The following is a 16,588-nucleotide window of genomic DNA, read 5'->3' on the forward strand; positions in this document are numbered from 1 at the left end:
TTCCCCCTCCCCCCCCCCAAACACCCCCCCCCCCCCCTCACGCCCCCCCCCGCCCTCCCCCCCCCGCGCCCCGCTCCTCCCGCGGGTTTCCAGCCCCCGCTACGTCCCCCACGCGCGGCAGAGAAGGTTCGCAGGTACGTATGTCGTCCTCATCCACCACCACCGAGCCCACCGAGCCCCAGACCCCCGCCAGGCTCACCCACCGCCAGGTCGTCACCGTGCTGTCCGGGCTGGTGCTCGGCATGTTCCTCGCCGCGCTGGACCAGACCGTGGTCTCCTCGGCGCTGCGCACCATCGCCGACGATCTGCACGGACTCACCGCCCAGGCGTGGGTGACCACCGCCTATCTCGTCACCGGCACCATCGTCACCCCGCTGTACGGGAAGCTCTCCGACATCTACGGCCGCCGCCCGGTCTATCTGGCCGCGATCGTGCTGTTCACCTTCGGGTCGCTGCTGTGCGGATTCGCCACGTCCATCCATCAGCTCGCGGCCTTCCGGGCGGTGCAGGGCCTCGGCGGCGGCGGGCTGATGTCCCTCGCCATGACGATCATCGCCGACATCACGTCGCCACGGGAGCGCGGCCGCTACCAGGGCTACATCACGGCGGTGTTCGCCGGGTCCAGTGTCATCGGCCCCCTGGTGGGCGGGGTGTTCGCCGGGCGCGCCACGCTGCTGGGGATCGATGGATGGCGCTGGATCTTCCTGGTCAACGTGCCGCTGGCGGCCCTCGCCATCGTGGTGATCCTGCGCGTGCTGCACGTACCCCACCAGCCCGTACGGCACCGGCTGGACTATGGCGGGGCGCTGACGCTGGCGGTCGGGATCGTGCCGCTGCTCGTCGTGGCCGAACAGGGGCGGAGCTGGGGCTGGGCCTCGCCCAGGGCGCTGGTGATGTACGCGGTGGGAGTGGTCGGGCTGGTCGCCTTCGTCCTGCTGGAGCGGCGGATGGCGGATGCCGCGCTGCTGCCGGTCAGGCTGTTCCGCATCCGCGCGTTCCGGCTGGGCACCGTGCTGCACTTCACCGTGGGCATCACCATGTTCGGCGCCATGACGACCCTTCCGCTGTATCTGCAGCTGGCCAAGGGCATGAGCCCGATGGGGGCGGGCCTGGCCACGCTGCCCACCATGGTGGCGAATGTGACGGTGACCTTGGTGGTGGGTCGGCTGATGTCCCGGACGGGCCGGTTCAAGGTCCAGCTGGCGGCGGGCGTCGGCTCCCTCACCGTCGCCATGCTGGTGTTCGCCACGCTGCGGGACGACAGCCCGCTGTGGTACGTGGCCATCGGCATGGTGTTCATGGGGGCGGGCCTGGGCGCGGCGATGCAGACGATCACCACGCTCGCCCAGTCCGAGGTGCCCGGGCGGGACATGGGGGCGGCCACCGCGTCGGTGAACTTCTTCCGGTCCAACGGCGGCACGGTGGGCGCCGCCACCTTCCTGTCCATCCTCTTCTCCCTGGCCGGTACGCGGATCAGCGACCGGCTTGCGGTGGCCTCCCAGGACGCGTCGTTCCGCAGGCTGGCCGAGGAACCGGCGAACGCGGCGGCGCTGAAGGGCGTCGTACGGCCCGACGGCGGGGTGAACCTGGAGGACTCGGCCTTCCTCCACCACCTCGATCCGGCCGTGGCGCAGCCGTTCCTGGAGGGCTATGTCAGCGCCCTGCGGGTGGTCTTCCTCACCGGGGCCGCGGTGGGCCTGATCGCCTTCGTGATCGCCGCCTGGCGGGTGCCGAACACCCAGCTCTCCGCCGACTGACGCGGTCGGCGGGAGCGGGCGGGACACCGAGGCGACGGCGAGAGGACCACCGCACGGCCCGTGTGCGGCCGGGGACTACCAGGGCGCCGGAGTGCCGTCCCAGGAGAAGAACCCGCCGGTGGGCCCGGTGTCCGGGAGCAGGGCGAGGCGGACCGCGCCCGCCGCGCCCTCGGCCGGATCCCCGTCGCTCCCGGCGGCGCGGGCGTTCAGATCCGTCCTGCGCAGCCCGGGGGCCAGTGCGTTGACCTTGAAGCCTTCGGAGGCCAGGGCCTGTGCGGTGTAGAGGGTCAGGGCGTTCAGGGCCGTCTTGGAGGAGCGGTAGGCCGCGCCCGACCCGGCGGACACGGCGAACTGGTGCTCCGGGTCCGCGCTCCAGGTCAGCGAGCTGGTGCCGCTGGAGACATTGACGATCCGGGGCGCGTCCGAGCGGCGCAGGGCCGGGAGGAAGGCGTTGGTGACGGCGAGGACGCCGAAGACGTTGGTCTCATAGGTCCGGCGGAAGTCCTCGAGATCGGCCGCGGGCGCCGTGGAGCCGCCCACCATGATCCCCGCGTTGTTGACCAGGATGTCCAGCCGTTCCAGCCGGGCCGCGGCCGTGGCGACGCTGTCCGCGTCGGTCACGTCGAGCACCATCAGCCGGGCGTCGCCGCCGATCTCCTCGACGGCCCGCCGCCCCCGCTCGGCGTCGCGCGAGCCCACGTACACGGTGAGCCCCTCGGCGGCGAGCTGGCGTGCGATTTCCTTGCCGATGCCCTTGTTGGCACCGGTGACCAGTGCTGTGCGATGGTTCATGGCACCAAGGGTTCCCCGGCCACGTTCACCCTGCCAGGGACAACCTGTCCCAGGCAGTACCCGTCAGCCGAAGGAGGCAGCATGGCGAGGCACGAGCTGGCCCGCTTCCTGCGGGACCGCCGCGAGGGGCTGCGCCCCCGGGACATCGGCCTGCCCGCCGACCCCCACCGCCGTACGCCGGGGCTGCGGCGGGAGGAGGTGGCGGAGCTGGCCCATATGTCGGTCGACTACTACACCCGCCTGGAACAGGCCCGTGGCCCCCGGCCCTCGGCGCGCATCCTGGACGGGCTGGCGGGGGCGCTGCGGCTCGCGCCCGCCGAGCGCAGCCACTTGTTCCGGCTCGCGGGGACGAGCGCGCCCCCGGGCGCGCGGGCGGTGCGGCGGGTCCGCCCGCAGGTGGCCCAGATGCTGCGGCGGCTGCCGGACACCGCGGCGATCGTCACCGACGCCGCCTACGACGTGGTCGCCTGGAACCCGCTGGCGCGGGCCCTGCTCGGCGACGGCCTCGACCGGGACCGCAATCTCGCCCGCCGCCGTTTCCTCGGCCGGGGCCACGCGTACGAGAGCTCCAGCGCCGAGGAGTTCGGGCACATCGTGGTCGCCCGGCTGCGCCGGGCCGCCGACCGCTACCCCCGGGACCCGGCGCTCACCGCGCTGCTGGACGAACTGCGCACCGGCAGCGAGGAGTTCCGGCAGATCTGGGAGGAGCGTCCGGTCCACGCCCCCGGACACCGGACCAAGACCGTCGACCACCCCACGGCCGGGCCACTCCGGCTCAACTGCGACGTCCTGCTCGTCCCCGAGGACGACCAGGAGGTGGTCCTGATCACGGCCGACCCCGGATCCCCCTCCGCCCGTACGATCCGCGGGCTCGCGGGCGCGGTGGCGGACAGGATGAGCGCGATGGATGCGTCAGTTCCGTGAATTGCCGAACAACAGGCGGTACACGACGAGGAGAACGAAGGCGCCACCGATCGCCGCGCCCCAGGTGGCGGGGTCGAAGAACTCCTTCTGGACCGGGCGGTCGAAGAACTTCGCGGAGATCCAGCCGCCCACGAACGCTCCCGCGACGCCGATGACCGTGGTGCCGACCAGCCCACCCGGGTCACGCCCGGGGAGGAGGATCTTGGCGATGACTCCGGCCAGCAGGCCGAGGATGATCCAGCTCACGATACCCACGTTGTTCGTCCCCTTCGTCGTGCTGTTGTGCTGTCGTGCCGTGTGCCGGGGCGAGTGAGCCCGGTCGATGACGTGTTCAGCCGGTTGCGCAGGTGTACGGGCGTCAACGAAGACGCGGTCCGCCCGGCGGTGGTTGCGAGCGGCTTGATCTTCCGGATGCCCGGGGAGCGGTGCGCCATGCCTGGACCGGATGTGAGGGCTGTGAGGGGATCCGGTCAGCCGTAGGACAGATTGGAGCAGGGGTCGTCGTCGGCGGAGCGGGCGTCGTCGGCCACGTGGGTGGACGGCGTGGACGGCGTGGACGGCGCGGAGGGCGTGGAGGGGTCGGGGGAGGGCGCGGTGAGGTACGTGCGTCCCAGGGTGAGGCTGATGCCCGAGGTCGTGGCGGGGCGCAGCCCGGCGCCGGGGAAGAGCCGGGCCACGGTCTGCGCCCGGTCCCGCTCACCGGGGCCGTAGCCGACCACGGTGGTGGCGTGGTCCTGGGTGTCGGCGTTCGTGGCGCCGGTCACGGTGAAGCCATGCGTCCTGAGCGTGTCCGCGGCGCGTGCGGCGAGGCCCGCGGTGGTGGTGCCGTTGTAGACGGTGACGCTGATGCCCGCGCCCGACACGGTGGACGTGGCACTTGGCGTGGCGGGGTCCCGGGGCTCGTCCTTCTTCCCGCCGGCCGCCTTCCCGTCGATGGTGCGGTCGGCCCTGATGTCCGTCCAGAGCTCGTCGGCGTCGGGCTGGACGATGGCGACCCGTTCGCCCTGGTAGCGCCAGGGGATGGTGACGAACTTGGTGTTGTGCAGATCGATGTCCTTCATCGACATGGCGAAGGACATCAGCTTCTTCGCGGAGCCGAGCCCCGGATCCACGGTCATGGACTTGGTGGCCGCGTCCGCCAGCGGATACAGCGTGGTCGGGTCGATTCCCCGGCTCTTCACCTTCTTGAGCAGAGCGGAGATGAACGCCTGCTGCCGCCGTATGCGTCCGATGTCGGAGCCGTCGCCGATCCCGTGGCGGATGCGCACGTAGTCCAGCGCCTTCTGCCCGGAGACCGTCTGGACCCCCTTGCCGAAGATGCGCTTGCCGCGAGTGGACCGGCTGGGGCTCAGATCGCGTTCGTAGACGTCCTGGGGCACGCACACCTGGACCCCGCCGACCGCGGAGGTCATCCGGGAGAAGCCCTCGAAGTCGATGACCACGGTGTGGTCCATGCGCAGCCCGGTCAGCTTCTCGACGGTGTTCTGGGTGCAGGCCGGGTTGCCCTGGGCGGTCTCGCCTACGGAGAACGCCGAGTTGAACATGGCGTTCCGTTGGGTCCTCGTCCATTTGCCGTCCGGCAGCCGGCACGGCGGGATGTCGACCAGGGTGTCGCGGGGTATCGACACCCCGACCGCGTGCTTGCCATCGGCGTAGACATGCAGCAGCAAGGCGGTGTCCGAACGGCCCACGTCTCCGGTGCCGCCGCCCAGCTTGCTGTTGTCGCCCGACCGGGTGTCCGAGCCGATGACCAGCACGTTCTGACCGGCGGCGTTCCCCTCCGGCCGGTTGTCGGAGAGGCCGTCCGACCCGAAGGTGGTGATGTTCCCGTTCAGCTTGAAGTAGAGCCAGCCCACTCCGCCGCCGAGCAGCACGAGGAACGACACCACGATCACCAGAGCGATCCGCAGCGGGCGGCGCCCATTGCGCTGCCGCCCCGCGTCCGTCCGTTCCGTGGTAGCGCTCCCCGTGGTCTCCCCGTCTCTGCCTGTCATGCGCGTCCTTCGTCCGGCGGCTGTTCGGAAGAGAAGACGATCGATGCTGGCCTCAGGTTCTATCGATGCGCAAGGGTATGTTTCATGGCGTGTGGTACGACACGTCCCCGCGGTGCCGGAGGGATGGGGCGGTCAGCGGGCCAGGGAGACGGCGAACGGCCGGAATCCATGGCGGCGCAGCACATGGGGAACCAGCAGCACGAGGGCTTCGGTGGCACGGGCGGTGGTGATGTCGCCGAGATCCTCGATCCACTCGGGCTTCCAGCCGAGGTCGGCGAGGAGGCCCGCGGTGATGGCCTTGGCGTCCGCGTCGTCGCCGGAGAGATAGACGGTGGGCGGGGTGGACAGCTCGGCGGGGGCGGTCATGACCGGGAAGAGCATGGTGTTGAGGGTCTTGACCACCCGGGTCGCGGGCAGGGCCCGCTGGAGCCGCTCGGCCAGGCTGCTGCCGGGATAGCACAGGTCCGAGGGGAGCCCGTCGGGCGTGTGCAGGGTGGCGTTGGAGATGTCGATGAGGATCTTGCCCGCCAGCTCGGTGTGCAGGGCGGAGAGGCGTTCCAGGGCGGTGTCGCCCGGTGTGGCGTTGATGACGATGTCGGTGGTGGCCGCGGTGGTGCGCTGGTCGGCGTGGCGCATCTCCGGTACGGCGCCGGTCTCGTCGGCCGGGGTCTCCTGGGGCGGCTGCCGGTGGCCGAGGGTGATCTGGTGGCCGGCGGTGGCGAGCGCGCGGGCGAGGCCGCTGCCGACGCGTCCGGTGCCGAGGATGCCGATGCTGGTCATGCGGATGAACTCCTTGCGGGGGGTGTGGGTGGTCAGGCGATGGGCGACAGCGGGCGGTCAGTCGATGGGCGACAGGACGGAGACGGCCTCGGCGTGGATGCCGGGGGCGGTGGCCAGGAAGTCACGGCTGGCCAGGTCCCAGGGATTGCCCCGGGTGTCGGTGACGGTGCCACCGGCCTCGGCGGCCAGCAGCGCGCCGGCCACCAGACCCGAGCGCACATCGGAGAACTGCCAGAACGCGTCCATGCGTCCGGCGGCCACGTGGATCAGCTGGAGGGTGGCGGGCACGGAGACCCGGACGACGAGGCCGTGGATCAGCATCCGGGTGACCGACGTGCCGATCCGGTGGAAGGTGTGCTCGTCCTCGCCCGGCCGGGCCTGGCCCGTGCCGACCAGGGCCGCGCCCAGGTCCGTCTTGGCCGACACCCGCAGGGGCGCGCCGTTCAGCTGGGCTCCTTGACCGGCCACCGCGGTGTACCAGTCGCCGGTCAGCGGAAGGTGGACGACGGTGAGCACCGGGTGGTTGTCGCGGACGAGGGTGGCGGTCACGGCCCAGTCGGACATGCCGTGCACATGGTTGATGTTGCCTTCGGCCGGGTCGACGATCCACCACTCGCCCGGCGGCAGCGCGCCGCCCTCCAGCTCGTCCTCGGCCCAGCGCGCGCCAGGCCTGGCGGCCATCAGCGGCCCCTTCAGGACGTCGAGCACCGCGTCGTCGTTGGCGTGGATCTCCGTGACGATCTCGTCGAGCTCCACCCCGCGGGCGTGTGGGGTGTAGCGATCCCGCAGCAGGTCGCCGGCGGTACGTATGGCCTCGGTGACCCGGGTGAGCAACGCGGCGTCGAGACCGGTTCCGGAGGTGGTGGTGCCGGTGGAAGTGGACATGAGTGCTCCCGTGAGGGTGAAAGAGGAGGAGGCTTGGCGCGCGCTTCGCCGTCTGTGTCTCGACCGTAGGCACCCTCGTCCATGACGGCAATTGCACATATGGCACTGCTGGGTTTACCCCCGTGCAACGGAAAACGGCGGGCCGACAACCGACGCCCCCGGGGGGGGCGGGGGGGGGAGGGGGGCGGGGGGGGGGGCGCGCCCCCGGGGCGCCGCGGGGGGGGGGGGGTGGTGTGGGGCTGTGTTGGTGTCGTGCCCGTGGGCTCCCTCGACGACCCCCTCCGGGTGGCCCCCAAAAACCACCCCCCGGGGCCCCACACCCCCCCCCGGGGCCCACGGTTACGCTTCGGCCCGGGCGGTTCGACAGGTGGCGGCGTGGTCAGCCGATGGCGGGGACGGGTTCGCGGGGCGATCCCGCGGGCTCCTCGGGAACGAGGCCGTCGGTGGCCGTGTCATCGGGGTTGAAGGGCAGGTCACCCCGGAGCACCGCCCGGACCCGGGCCTCGTCCAGCTGCCCCTCCCAGCGGGCCACTGCCAGCGTGGCGACACCATTGCCCACCAGGCTGGTCAGCGCCCGCGCCTCGGACATGAACCGGTCGATGCCGAAGATCAGCGCGAGGGCCGCCACCGGGACATGGGGGACGGCGCTGAGCGTGGCGGCCAGGGCGACGAAGCCCGAACCGGTCACCCCCGCCGCGCCCTTGGAGGTGAGCAGCATGACGGCGAGCATGGTCAGCTGCTGGGAGAGGCTGAGGTCCACCCCCACGGCCTGGGCGAGGAACACCGACCCCATGGTGAGGTAGATGGCGGTTCCGTCGAGGTTGAAGGAGTACCCGGCGGGCAGCGTGATGCCCACGACCGGTTTCGAGGCGCCCGCGTGCTCCAGCTTGGCCATCATGCGCGGCAGCACCGGTTCGGTGGACGAGGTGCCGAGCACGATCAGCAGCTCCTCCTTGATGTAGCGGAGGAACGGCAGCAGGCGCAGGCCGCCCAGGCGCATCACCGAGCCGAGGACCACCAGGACGAAGAAGAGGGCGGTCAGCCAGAACGAGCCGACCAGCAGCGCCAGATGGCGCAGGGTGCCCAGGCCGTAGTTGCCGATGGTGAAGGCCATCGAGCCGAAGGCGCCGATGGGGGCCAGCCGCATGATCCAGCGGATGAGCCGGAACAGCACCGTGGAGAGCTTCTCGACGCCCGCGGCGATGCTCGCCCCGGCCTCGCCACTGGCCTGCAGGCCGAAGCCGAACAGGACCGCCACGAGCAGCACCGGCAGGATCTCCTCGCCGGTCAGCGCGGAGACGAGGGTGTCCGGGATGGTGCTGAGGACGAAGTCCGTGAAGCTCTCATGGGCCTGGGTCGCCTCGGCCGGGAGGCTGTCGGTGTTGAGGGTGGAGACATCGACGTGCAGTCCGCTGCCGGGCCGTACGACGTGGACCACGACCAGGCCGAGGACCAGGGCGATGGTGGTCAGGATCTCGAAGTAGACCAGGGCCTTGAGGCTCACCCGGCCGACCGTTCTGCGGTCGCTCATGGCGGCGATGCCGTGGACGACCGTACAGAAGATGATCGGCGCGATCATCATCCGCACCAGCGCGACGAAACCGTCTCCCAGCGGTTTCAGCTCCGCCCCGAAGGAGGGCCACAGTGAACCGACGACGACCCCGGCGAGGACCGCGAGCAGGCACTGGACATAGAGGCGGGACAGCAGCAGGCGGATGCGGCCGGGTCGGTCGGGGGCGGCGACGGTGCCCGGCGCTGCGGCGTTGCGGCTCATACGGGGCGTCCTTCCGGGACGGGAACGAGAAGTTCGGCTCGGGCGATGCGCCGGGCGGCGCGGTGCAGGAGCACCGTGGGGGACGCGCCGTCCGGTGCGGGGACGGCTCGGGCGGTGATGACGCCCGCGGGGGTGCCCAGCCGCAGCGTGCCGTCGGCGGTCTGCCGGGTGACGCGGTGGGCGAGGGTGCCGGGGGTCGCGGCGGCCGTGGCCAGGGCGACGGCGGAGGTGAGGCCGATCGCCGGATGCGGGGCGTGCATGGAGACCATGCGCACGGCCACGTCGTACTGGTCCTGAGTGACCCGCGGGCCGTGAGTGGTGCGATATGTTACGGGGCCGCCGACGACACCGACCTTGGGCACCGCATGGCTGACCGGGGCGTCCTCGCGGACCAGCCCCATCGCGAGCGCCGCCTTGCGGCGCAGCACGGTGAGCGCGGGCACCACGGCGGCGAACGCGGCCAGGGACTCGGAGCCGTCGAGGCCGAACGCCTTGGCGTCGAAGAGCGCGGCGGGCGCGCCCGCGTCCACGAGCGAGGCTTCGACGGGGCCGTCCGGCCCGGTCAGGGTGTCCAGGGGGCGGCCGGTGGGCAGGGCGCGGCCGGTGGTCGAACCCGCCGGGTCCTGGAACCCCAGCAGCACCGGCACCCCGAGCGCGTCGGTGCCGGGCACCACGGCGGTGCCCTCGTCGGGCGCGGACAGGCCGGGGGTGGGGATGGTGCCGGTGAGGCGGGCCCCGGTGTTCACATTGAGCATGCGGACGGTGGTGGTGTCCGAGGTGATCGGCACCAGACCGCGGTGGACGGCGTACAGCGCGACCGCGGTGGCGCAGTTGCCGCAGTTGCTGGTCCACTCCACCCGCTCATCGCCGATGCCCACCTGCGCGAAGGAGTAGGAGACATCGACGCCCGCCATCTCCGACGTCTGGACGATCGCGGCCTTGGAGGTGGTGGAGGAGGCGCCGCCGACGCCATCGATCTGGCGGGGGTCGGCCGCGTTGAAGGCGGCGAGCAGCAGGGTGTCGGCATCCACTCCGGTGGCCACCACATCGTGATGGTCGAAGATCCAGCACTTGCTGGTACCCCCGCGGATCATCTCGCCCTGCAGACGCAACACAACGGACTCCCCATGGCCGTGGAATCGACACCCCGCCGACGGCTCCTCCGCGGGCGGTGGCATCTACGGTGTGTTACGGCAGCGTGAAGTACAATCTCGGAAATCTGCAGGGGTATTAAGCAGAACTGAACGCTTGAGGTGATGCCGTGCTGGACGTCCGGCGCATTCTGCTCTTCGCCGAGGTGGCCCGGCGCGGCTCCGTGACGGCCACCGCCCGCGCCCTGAACTACACGCCATCAGCGGTGTCACAGCAGATCAGCCGACTGGAGACGGAGGCCGGCCAGCCGCTGCTGGACCGCCACGCACGGGGTGTCACCCTCACCGACGCCGGGCGCGCCCTCGCCGACCGGGGGGAGCGGATCGCCCGTGAGCTGAAGGCCGCGGAGAGTGAGCTCGCCGACTTCGCGGGACTCCGCGCGGGCACTCTGCGCATCGGCACCTTCCCCACCGTTGGCGCCTCGCTGCTGCCGCCCGCCGTCATCGCCTTCCGCGACACCCACCCGGACGTACGGCTGACCGTGCGCAGCGCCCGTATCGCGGGCCTGTGGTCGATGCTGGAGAGCCGGGAGATCGAGATGTCGCTGATGTGGGACTACGACTGGTGCCGGATCGACCGCGAGGACGTGGACATCACCCCGCTCCTCGACGATCCGCCCGCCCTCCTGGTCGGTGACCGCCACCCGCTGGCCACCCGCACCGACGCCACGCTCGCCGATCTCGCCGACGATTCGTGGATCACCCGTGCCGACCGCCATCCGGTGGCCGAGGCCCTGGTGCGCAGCTGCCGGGCGGTCGGCTTCGAGCCGCAGATCGCCTATGAGGCACACGACTACCAGGAGGCGCAAGGCCTGGTGGCCGCCGGTCTGGGCGTGGCGCTGGCCCCGACCCTGGCCCTGGAGGGCATTCGCCCCGGCGTCAGCGTGCTGCCCCTGCGGCCGCCCGCGCCGGTGCGCCGGATCCTGCTCGTGCGCATGGCCGACCACGCCCTCACCCCCGCCGCCGGGGCGTTCCTCGATTCGCTGCGCGAGAGCGCCGCGGCCCGGCGGACCAACGCCATGGGCGCGGGTGGACGAGCGGTGGTGCCGGATCCCCGCACCGGCTCATGACGGACCCTCTCATGACGGGCTCTTACAGCGAGGAGATCACCCGCCCGCGGTCCTCCATGGCGCGGCGGGCGAGCCGGGAGGCGGGGGCGAGGCGGTCGTACTCATGGATGGCCCCGCTGTGCAGATGCAGTTCGATGGGGACGTCGGCGTCGGCGAGCCGCTGGGCGTAGGCGACGGCCTCGGCGCGGAAGATGTCGAGCTCTCCGACCTCGACATAGGCCGGTGCCAGGCCCTCGACGGTGGCGACACGCGCGGGCGCCACCTGCGGCGGGACATCGTCGGTGCCGAACGCCGCACCCAGCAGGGCATGCCAGCCGGTCCAGTTGTCGTCCCAGGTCCAGGCCACATACGGGGTCAGCCGGGGATCCGGGGCGAGCGTGCGGTCGTCCAGCATGGGATACAGCAGGGCCTGGCGGGCGAGCGGAACGCCCCGGTCACGGGCGAGGACCGCCACTCCGGCGGCGAGCCCGCCCCCGGCGCTGTCGCCCATGACGGCGATGCGGCGGGGATCGACCCTCAGCTTGGGCGCCTGGTCGCCCAGCCAGGTCAGCGCGGCGAACACATCCTCCACGGGGCCGGTGCCGGTGGCAGCGTCGGGGGCCAGACGGTAGTCCACGGAGACGAACGGCACCCCGGTGGCCTGGACATACCCGGCCACCACGGAGTCGTAGAGATCGACACTTCCGGCGATCATCCCTCCGCCATGGGCGTAGACAACCGCGGAACCCGGCGCGGACTCGGCCTTCTCGTACCAGCGGACGAGGATCTCCGCCCCGTCCGCGGACCGCACCTTGTGCGAGGACGCCTTCACCAGCGGATAGCCGGACGGGTACGCCGGGAGCAGTGAGGCCATCCACCGCATCGAGGCCGTGCCCCTGGCGCGCAGCGTCCGCCAGTCGTCGCGCTCGGGCGGGGGAGTGGGGTCGCTCTGTTCGGCGAGGGCCTGGAGAACCGCGGCGAGCTCAGGGTCGAGGGTGAAGGCCATGGTCGACTCCGTTCGAGGACGGCGGGGCCGCTGCCCCAACTGTCCTCCCAGACTGCCGAGTTGCGCTCGAGGCCCGGTACAGAGACTGGCGGCGGCATGAGGACTGCTACGGGGTGTCCGGCGGATCTCTGCCCCTCCCCGCCCCTTCCCGCGGCATCGGTATGCGGCTCCGATATGCGGCTCCGCCGCGTTGCGGGGCTCCGCCCCGGACTCCGGGGCCCAGGGGCGAAGCCCTTGGTAACGGGAAGGGGCGGAGAGGGGAGCGGCGCGCCGCAGGCGTCAAGAGCGTCGGACACCTTCAGGGGCGGGCACCCGTTCGCTGCGGTGCGCCCGCCCCTGACCCTCGGCTCTCCCGATCATCGCTTTCCCCGCCTCCGCGTCCGTACTCCCGGGAAACGTGGGTTTGAGACAAGGTGTCGGATCCCTGACCGCCTCATCCGGGACCGCCCTCATCCGGGCCGCAGCGAGTCCCTCAGCTTCCTGGCCGCCTCGGTCTCGGCGAGGTACTTGCCGGGGCTGGCCGCGCCGAGCTCCTCGTACAGCGCCACCGACTGCTCGGCCGCGGCCAGGGCCTCCTCGCGGCGCCCGTCCGCCACCAGCAGCGCCGCCTGCCGGTACGCGGCCATGGCCAGCAGCGGGCGGTAGGTGCCGGGCACGGTGGCGTCGAGCCGCTGGTAGATCTCGCGCGCCTCCCGCCATGCGTCGGCGCCCGCGCCGGGTCGGCCCGCGGACTGCAACAGGGCGCCCAGATTGCCCAGCGCCCAGGCCAGATCGGGCAGATCCGCGCGGCGGCGGTAGACCGCCACCGCGTCGCGTCCGGCGGTCACCGCCTCCTCGTGGCGGCCCGCGTGCTGGAGATACATCCCCAGGAACACCAGCGTCTTCGCCATCGCCGTCTCGAAGGCGGGGTTGGCGGCGGCCAGGACCCGGTAGGCGGCCACCGCACGCCGCTGCGCCTCCGCGGCCTCCTCCGGGCGGCCGGCCTCGTAGAACCGGGCGGCCAGGTTTCCCAGCGCCCATGCCACGTGCTCCTCGTCCCCGATGGCCTGGTACTCGGCGACGCCCTCCTGGCCGATCGTGATCGCCTCGTCATGGCGCCCGACCCGGGACAGATACATCCCGAGGATGACCAGCGTCTGGGCCACGTCCCGGCGGGCCGGGGCGGACACCGTGGCGAGCTGGAGATACGCGTCGCGGGCCTGGAACTGGACCTCGACGGCCTCGGCGTGGCGACCGGCGTTCGTCAGCACGGCGGCGCGCTGCCGGAACGTGTTCGCGAGCAGGTTCATACGAGCCAGGTCGGTGGGCCGGGGGACGTAGTCGGCGGTCCGCCAGTAGTGGACCGCGGCGGGGCCGCCGTCCGCCCGGGTGGTGTAGAGCTTGTGGTTGTCCGGCCGGAACACGGCCAGTTCGGCCTTGCCGTCGCCGTCGTAGTCGGCCGGTACGGGGATGTCGCCGGGCCGTCCCCAGGGCAGTGAGCGCGGCGCGGCGCCGGACGACGGCCGGATCTGCCAGGAGCCCTCGGCGGACGACCAGGTGGCCTCGTCGGCCACGCCGTCCCCGTCGTAGTCGGCCCGCACCGGCATGGGCGCGACGGGCTGCGCCGTGGCGGCGGGCGCGGTGAAGTACCAGTACCAGATGGTGAGTTGGAGCCCGCTCAGCCGGTCCAGCTTCAGGCCGCCCTCCCGCGCCGATGTCGGCTCGACGGTGACCGTCCAGGTCGTGGCGGGGCTGCGGCCCCAGTAGGACGGCCGGGGGTCCGCGGGGTCGGTCGGGTCGCTCCTGTCGAACGTGGCCTCCACGGTGGCGGTCAGGGGGCGCCCGCTCGGACGCTCCTCCGTCCCGCTCCGCCGCCGGTTCACGGCCGCGCCTCCGTGCTGGAGGAACAGGACGACGGCCGGTGTCTCGGCGGTGGCCCCGACCAGGCCCAGATGAACTCGGTCGATCTTGAATTCCGAGAAGGCGGCCGGGAAACCGTCGAGGGAGACGGTGAACGTCGCCTGCCCGGTGGTCCGCAGCGCGGTCAGCACCTCGGGCGCGGTGATGTTCACAAAGCGCACCGTGTGGTCGAGAAGCGCCTTGTACTCCATGTACCTGGTACGCAGGGGCTCCAGTTTGAGCATCGCGTTCCACGACTGGTGGTAACGGTCGAACAGGCCGGGCACCCGGCTCGCATCGCCCCGGGCAAGCGGCTGATAGGCGTTCTCGACCTCGTCCGGGTGCAGATGGCCCCAGTCGAAGCTGTAGGCCGGGGCCTCGTTGCCGAAGGTGAAGATGTCCAGCGCCCGGTGTGCGTAGAACGAGTACCGGATGAGGACGTCGACATAGAACTGGGTCTGGGTGACTAGGCGGCGGGCGGTCGCGCTGAGCACGGTGATGTCGGAGGCCCAGTCCCCGTCGAGCCTCCGCATCGCCTCGAGGTCGGCCTCATTTCGGGCGATCTTGGCCTCGGCCGCCCGCTTGAGCAGCTGCTTCTGCTGGACTTCCAGGATCTGCACGCCGAGCTGCCGGACCAGGTCGAGGTGGCGGGCCACCAGATCCCGCTCCCTGCTCTCCAGCTTGCCGTCGATCGTGGTGGCGGCCAGCTCCGCGATGGTCCGCCCGGCCTCGATGAACTTCGCGCTTTTCTTGACGAGATCGCTCAGCCCGCCCATCACCTTGGCGGCTTCCGGCTTGGGCTTGGGACTGGTGGGGTTGGACCAGTCGATGTAGTTGATGAGATAGGCGCCCTCGCCGTACCGGCCGGTGGCGGTGTCGAACCCCTCGAACGAGGCGCTGGAGGTGGCGATCGCCTCGGCCGCGGCGACGAACGCCACGGCGGTGGCACCGGCGGAGACGATCGCGGACGCGGCGGCGGCCACCGCGATGGCGGCGCCCACCAGCGGACCGAGGTCGTTGCCCGGCGGAAACTGCATGCGCTGCCGGGTCATCTCCTCGCGGACCTGCTGGATCTGCTGGTTGACCTCCTCGATCTGCTGGTTGATGATCTTCTGCCGGCCCTCGACCCCCTCCAGCGCCAGCCCCGCCGCCTTCTCCTCCAGGACCAGCACATCGCGCATACCGGCCAGCTGCTCCATGTCGGTCTTCAGCAGCTCACGCTTCTGGCCGGTGCTGAGGACGGAGAGCAGCAGATTCATGGCGTCGGTGAAGCGGCCGTGCACGATCGCGTCGTAGTCGACGACCACGTCCTCGAAGTTCGGGAAGTCCGGCATGAGGTCGAGGTTGTACGGCTGGCCGATCGGCGAGAGGTTGGTCGCGATGTACCGCGACAGCTCGGCGGCCCGCTCCTGCCCCGGGTCGAGCGCGAGGGCCCGGTCGAACTCATGGGCCGCTCTGTCGCGGTGGCCGCTCCGCTCCGGCAGCCCCGGGGCGTAGGAGCGGAAGAGAAACTCGCCCACTGTCGTCCGGTAGTGGGCCCACTCCGCAGCGCGCCCGCCCAGGCGCGGCCGCACCACGCCCCACCAGTCGGCGTCGGAGTGCACCAGGAGCCTCGGCTCCACCCCCGGACCGGCCGTGGACCCGGTGGTGCCCGGTGGTCCACCGGGCCCGTTCTCGCCGCCGTGCCTGCCTCCGGTGCCGCCCCTGCCGCCGGACCCGGCCGCGCCGGGCGCTCCGCCCGCCCCGTCGAGCGACAGGCCCGAGTACGCGACCGTCTCGACCACGATCTCCGCGGCCGGGCCGCCGGCGCCCCCGGTGCCACCCGGTCCGCCGGGGCCGCCGTTGCCGCCCGGGATGGAGTCGGGCGGGTCCGGCCGGTTGGGCGGGCGGGCGCCGTCCTTCCCGCGACCGCCGAGCCCGCCCGTACCACCCTGACCGCCCTGGCCGCCGCGCGCGGCGATCCGCAGGTCGGCGATGGTGTGCGCGAGCACCGTGACAGGGGTGGCGGCGCCGCCCGCGCCTCCGGTGCCACCCGGTCCGCCGGGGCCGCCGTCCATGCCGTTGTAGCCGACACCGGACGCGCCGGTGGCGCCGTACGCACCCGCGGCACCGGGCGCGCCGCCGCTGTCCAGCGCGCCGCCGTTGCCACGGTAGGTCTCGGCGACCACGACGAGGGGGTGGCCCACGAGCCCGGTGAGGACGTACTGGGGATCGTGGACCACCTCGCGCGCGATCAGCGCCAGCCGCGCCTCGGGCGGCAGCTGTGTGAGCTCGGCCCTGATCTCGGCGAGTAGTGCGTCATTGACCTGGACGGTGTCCCTGATATGGACCCAGTCGACCGTGATCTCCCCACCCGCGGGCATCGTCATCGCGGAACTCCCCCTTTGCACGCCGCCTGACCCGCGGTCATTCTTCGGCCGCGCCGGGCTCCTGTGATGTGTGTACCCGCTACATCACCCGATCGGGGTACGTCGCTCATATGTGCCGGGCTCCTGCCCCGAGCACCGGTGGCCCCCCCCGGGACAAGGAGGCCCGGGGCCCCCCGCGTGTGCGCCCCCGGGGTGGTGTGTTATCCCCCCGGAGGGGGTCTGGGCGCGT

At 72.0% G+C, this 16,588-nt stretch carries 12 protein-coding genes; 3 read left to right on the forward strand and 9 right to left on the reverse strand.

Features of this window, described 5'->3' with window-relative positions:
* Positions 1–140 precede the first annotated feature (140 nt).
* A complete protein-coding gene (locus ACFXB5_RS43455; protein WP_385219207.1) occupies positions 141–1,757 on the forward strand; it encodes an MDR family MFS transporter in 1,617 nt (538 codons plus the stop codon).
* 75 nt (positions 1,758–1,832) lie between these two features.
* Here the strand turns inward: ACFXB5_RS43455 and ACFXB5_RS43460 are convergent, their stop codons facing one another.
* Positions 1,833–2,549: an SDR family oxidoreductase gene (locus ACFXB5_RS43460; protein WP_385219209.1), complete on the reverse strand. Its 717-nt coding sequence runs from the start codon at positions 2,547–2,549 to the stop codon at positions 1,833–1,835.
* Positions 2,550–2,630: 81 nt separating this feature from the next.
* Between ACFXB5_RS43460 and ACFXB5_RS43465 the strand changes: the two genes are divergently transcribed.
* Positions 2,631–3,473, forward strand: a complete 843-nt coding sequence (locus ACFXB5_RS43465; RefSeq protein WP_385219211.1) for a helix-turn-helix transcriptional regulator — start codon at positions 2,631–2,633, stop codon at positions 3,471–3,473.
* Here ACFXB5_RS43465 and ACFXB5_RS43470 read toward each other — a convergent pair.
* From ACFXB5_RS43470 to ACFXB5_RS43495, 6 genes are all read right to left on the reverse strand, one after another.
* The gene (locus tag ACFXB5_RS43470; protein WP_385219212.1) at positions 3,462–3,728 is read right to left on the reverse strand and encodes a GlsB/YeaQ/YmgE family stress response membrane protein; all 267 of its coding nucleotides are present in this window, start codon (positions 3,726–3,728) and stop codon (positions 3,462–3,464) included. The genes ACFXB5_RS43465 and ACFXB5_RS43470 overlap by 12 nt on opposite strands.
* A gap of 215 nt (positions 3,729–3,943) precedes the next feature.
* Positions 3,944–5,467, reverse strand: a complete 1,524-nt coding sequence (locus ACFXB5_RS43475; protein WP_385219213.1) for an LCP family protein — start codon at positions 5,465–5,467, stop codon at positions 3,944–3,946.
* A 132-nt stretch (positions 5,468–5,599) separates the two neighbouring features.
* A complete protein-coding gene (locus tag ACFXB5_RS43480) occupies positions 5,600–6,247 on the reverse strand; it encodes an NADPH-dependent F420 reductase (protein ID WP_385219215.1) in 648 nt (215 codons plus the stop codon).
* 57 nt (positions 6,248–6,304) lie between these two features.
* Positions 6,305–7,132 (reverse strand): inositol monophosphatase family protein, encoded by an 828-nt coding sequence (locus ACFXB5_RS43485; RefSeq protein WP_385219216.1) that lies wholly within the window; start codon positions 7,130–7,132, stop codon positions 6,305–6,307.
* Between the two features lie 379 nt (positions 7,133–7,511).
* Positions 7,512–8,906, reverse strand: a complete 1,395-nt coding sequence (gene dctA, locus ACFXB5_RS43490; RefSeq protein WP_385219218.1) for a C4-dicarboxylate transporter DctA — start codon at positions 8,904–8,906, stop codon at positions 7,512–7,514.
* A complete protein-coding gene (locus tag ACFXB5_RS43495; RefSeq protein WP_385219220.1) occupies positions 8,903–10,021 on the reverse strand; it encodes a PrpF domain-containing protein in 1,119 nt (372 codons plus the stop codon). The genes dctA and ACFXB5_RS43495 overlap by 4 nt, the downstream gene beginning before the upstream one ends.
* 146 nt (positions 10,022–10,167) lie before the next feature.
* Here ACFXB5_RS43495 and ACFXB5_RS43500 point away from each other — a divergent pair, with 146 nt between their 5' ends.
* On the forward strand, positions 10,168–11,127 hold the full coding sequence (locus ACFXB5_RS43500; protein ID WP_385219222.1) for a LysR family transcriptional regulator: 960 nt from the start codon (positions 10,168–10,170) through the stop codon (positions 11,125–11,127).
* Between the two features lie 22 nt (positions 11,128–11,149).
* Here ACFXB5_RS43500 and ACFXB5_RS43505 read toward each other — a convergent pair whose 3' ends face one another.
* Together ACFXB5_RS43505 and ACFXB5_RS43510 are read right to left on the reverse strand one after the other, a co-directional pair.
* Positions 11,150–12,112 carry an alpha/beta hydrolase fold domain-containing protein gene (locus ACFXB5_RS43505; RefSeq protein ID WP_385219224.1) on the reverse strand — a complete coding sequence of 321 codons (963 nt, stop codon included), beginning with the start codon at positions 12,110–12,112 and terminating at the stop codon, positions 11,150–11,152.
* 449 nt (positions 12,113–12,561) lie between these two features.
* On the reverse strand, positions 12,562–16,359 hold the full coding sequence (locus ACFXB5_RS43510) for a tetratricopeptide repeat protein (RefSeq protein ID WP_385219226.1): 3,798 nt from the start codon (positions 16,357–16,359) through the stop codon (positions 12,562–12,564).
* Positions 16,360–16,588 lie beyond the last annotated feature (229 nt).

The sequence above is a fragment of the Streptomyces sp. NPDC059455 genome, from assembly GCF_042750115.1.
In the GTDB taxonomy this organism is placed as follows: Bacteria; Actinomycetota; Actinomycetes; order Streptomycetales; family Streptomycetaceae; genus Streptomyces; species Streptomyces endocoffeicus.

Bases quoted from the DNA above. Each gene is read 5' to 3' on its own strand.
- ACFXB5_RS43455 (WP_385219207.1), top strand. From the start codon at position 141: ATGTCGTCCTCATCCACCACCACCGAGCCCACCGAGCCCCAGACCCCC.
- ACFXB5_RS43460 (WP_385219209.1), bottom strand. From the start codon at position 2,549: ATGAACCATCGCACAGCACTGGTCACCGGTGCCAACAAGGGCATCGGC.
- ACFXB5_RS43465 (WP_385219211.1), top strand. From the start codon at position 2,631: ATGGCGAGGCACGAGCTGGCCCGCTTCCTGCGGGACCGCCGCGAGGGG.
- ACFXB5_RS43475 (WP_385219213.1), bottom strand. From the start codon at position 5,467: ATGACAGGCAGAGACGGGGAGACCACGGGGAGCGCTACCACGGAACGG.
- ACFXB5_RS43480 (WP_385219215.1), bottom strand. From the start codon at position 6,247: ATGACCAGCATCGGCATCCTCGGCACCGGACGCGTCGGCAGCGGCCTC.
- ACFXB5_RS43485 (WP_385219216.1), bottom strand. From the start codon at position 7,132: ATGTCCACTTCCACCGGCACCACCACCTCCGGAACCGGTCTCGACGCC.
- dctA (WP_385219218.1), bottom strand. From the start codon at position 8,906: ATGAGCCGCAACGCCGCAGCGCCGGGCACCGTCGCCGCCCCCGACCGA.
- ACFXB5_RS43505 (WP_385219224.1), bottom strand. From the start codon at position 12,112: ATGGCCTTCACCCTCGACCCTGAGCTCGCCGCGGTTCTCCAGGCCCTC.
- ACFXB5_RS43510 (WP_385219226.1), bottom strand. From the start codon at position 16,359: ATGACGATGCCCGCGGGTGGGGAGATCACGGTCGACTGGGTCCATATC.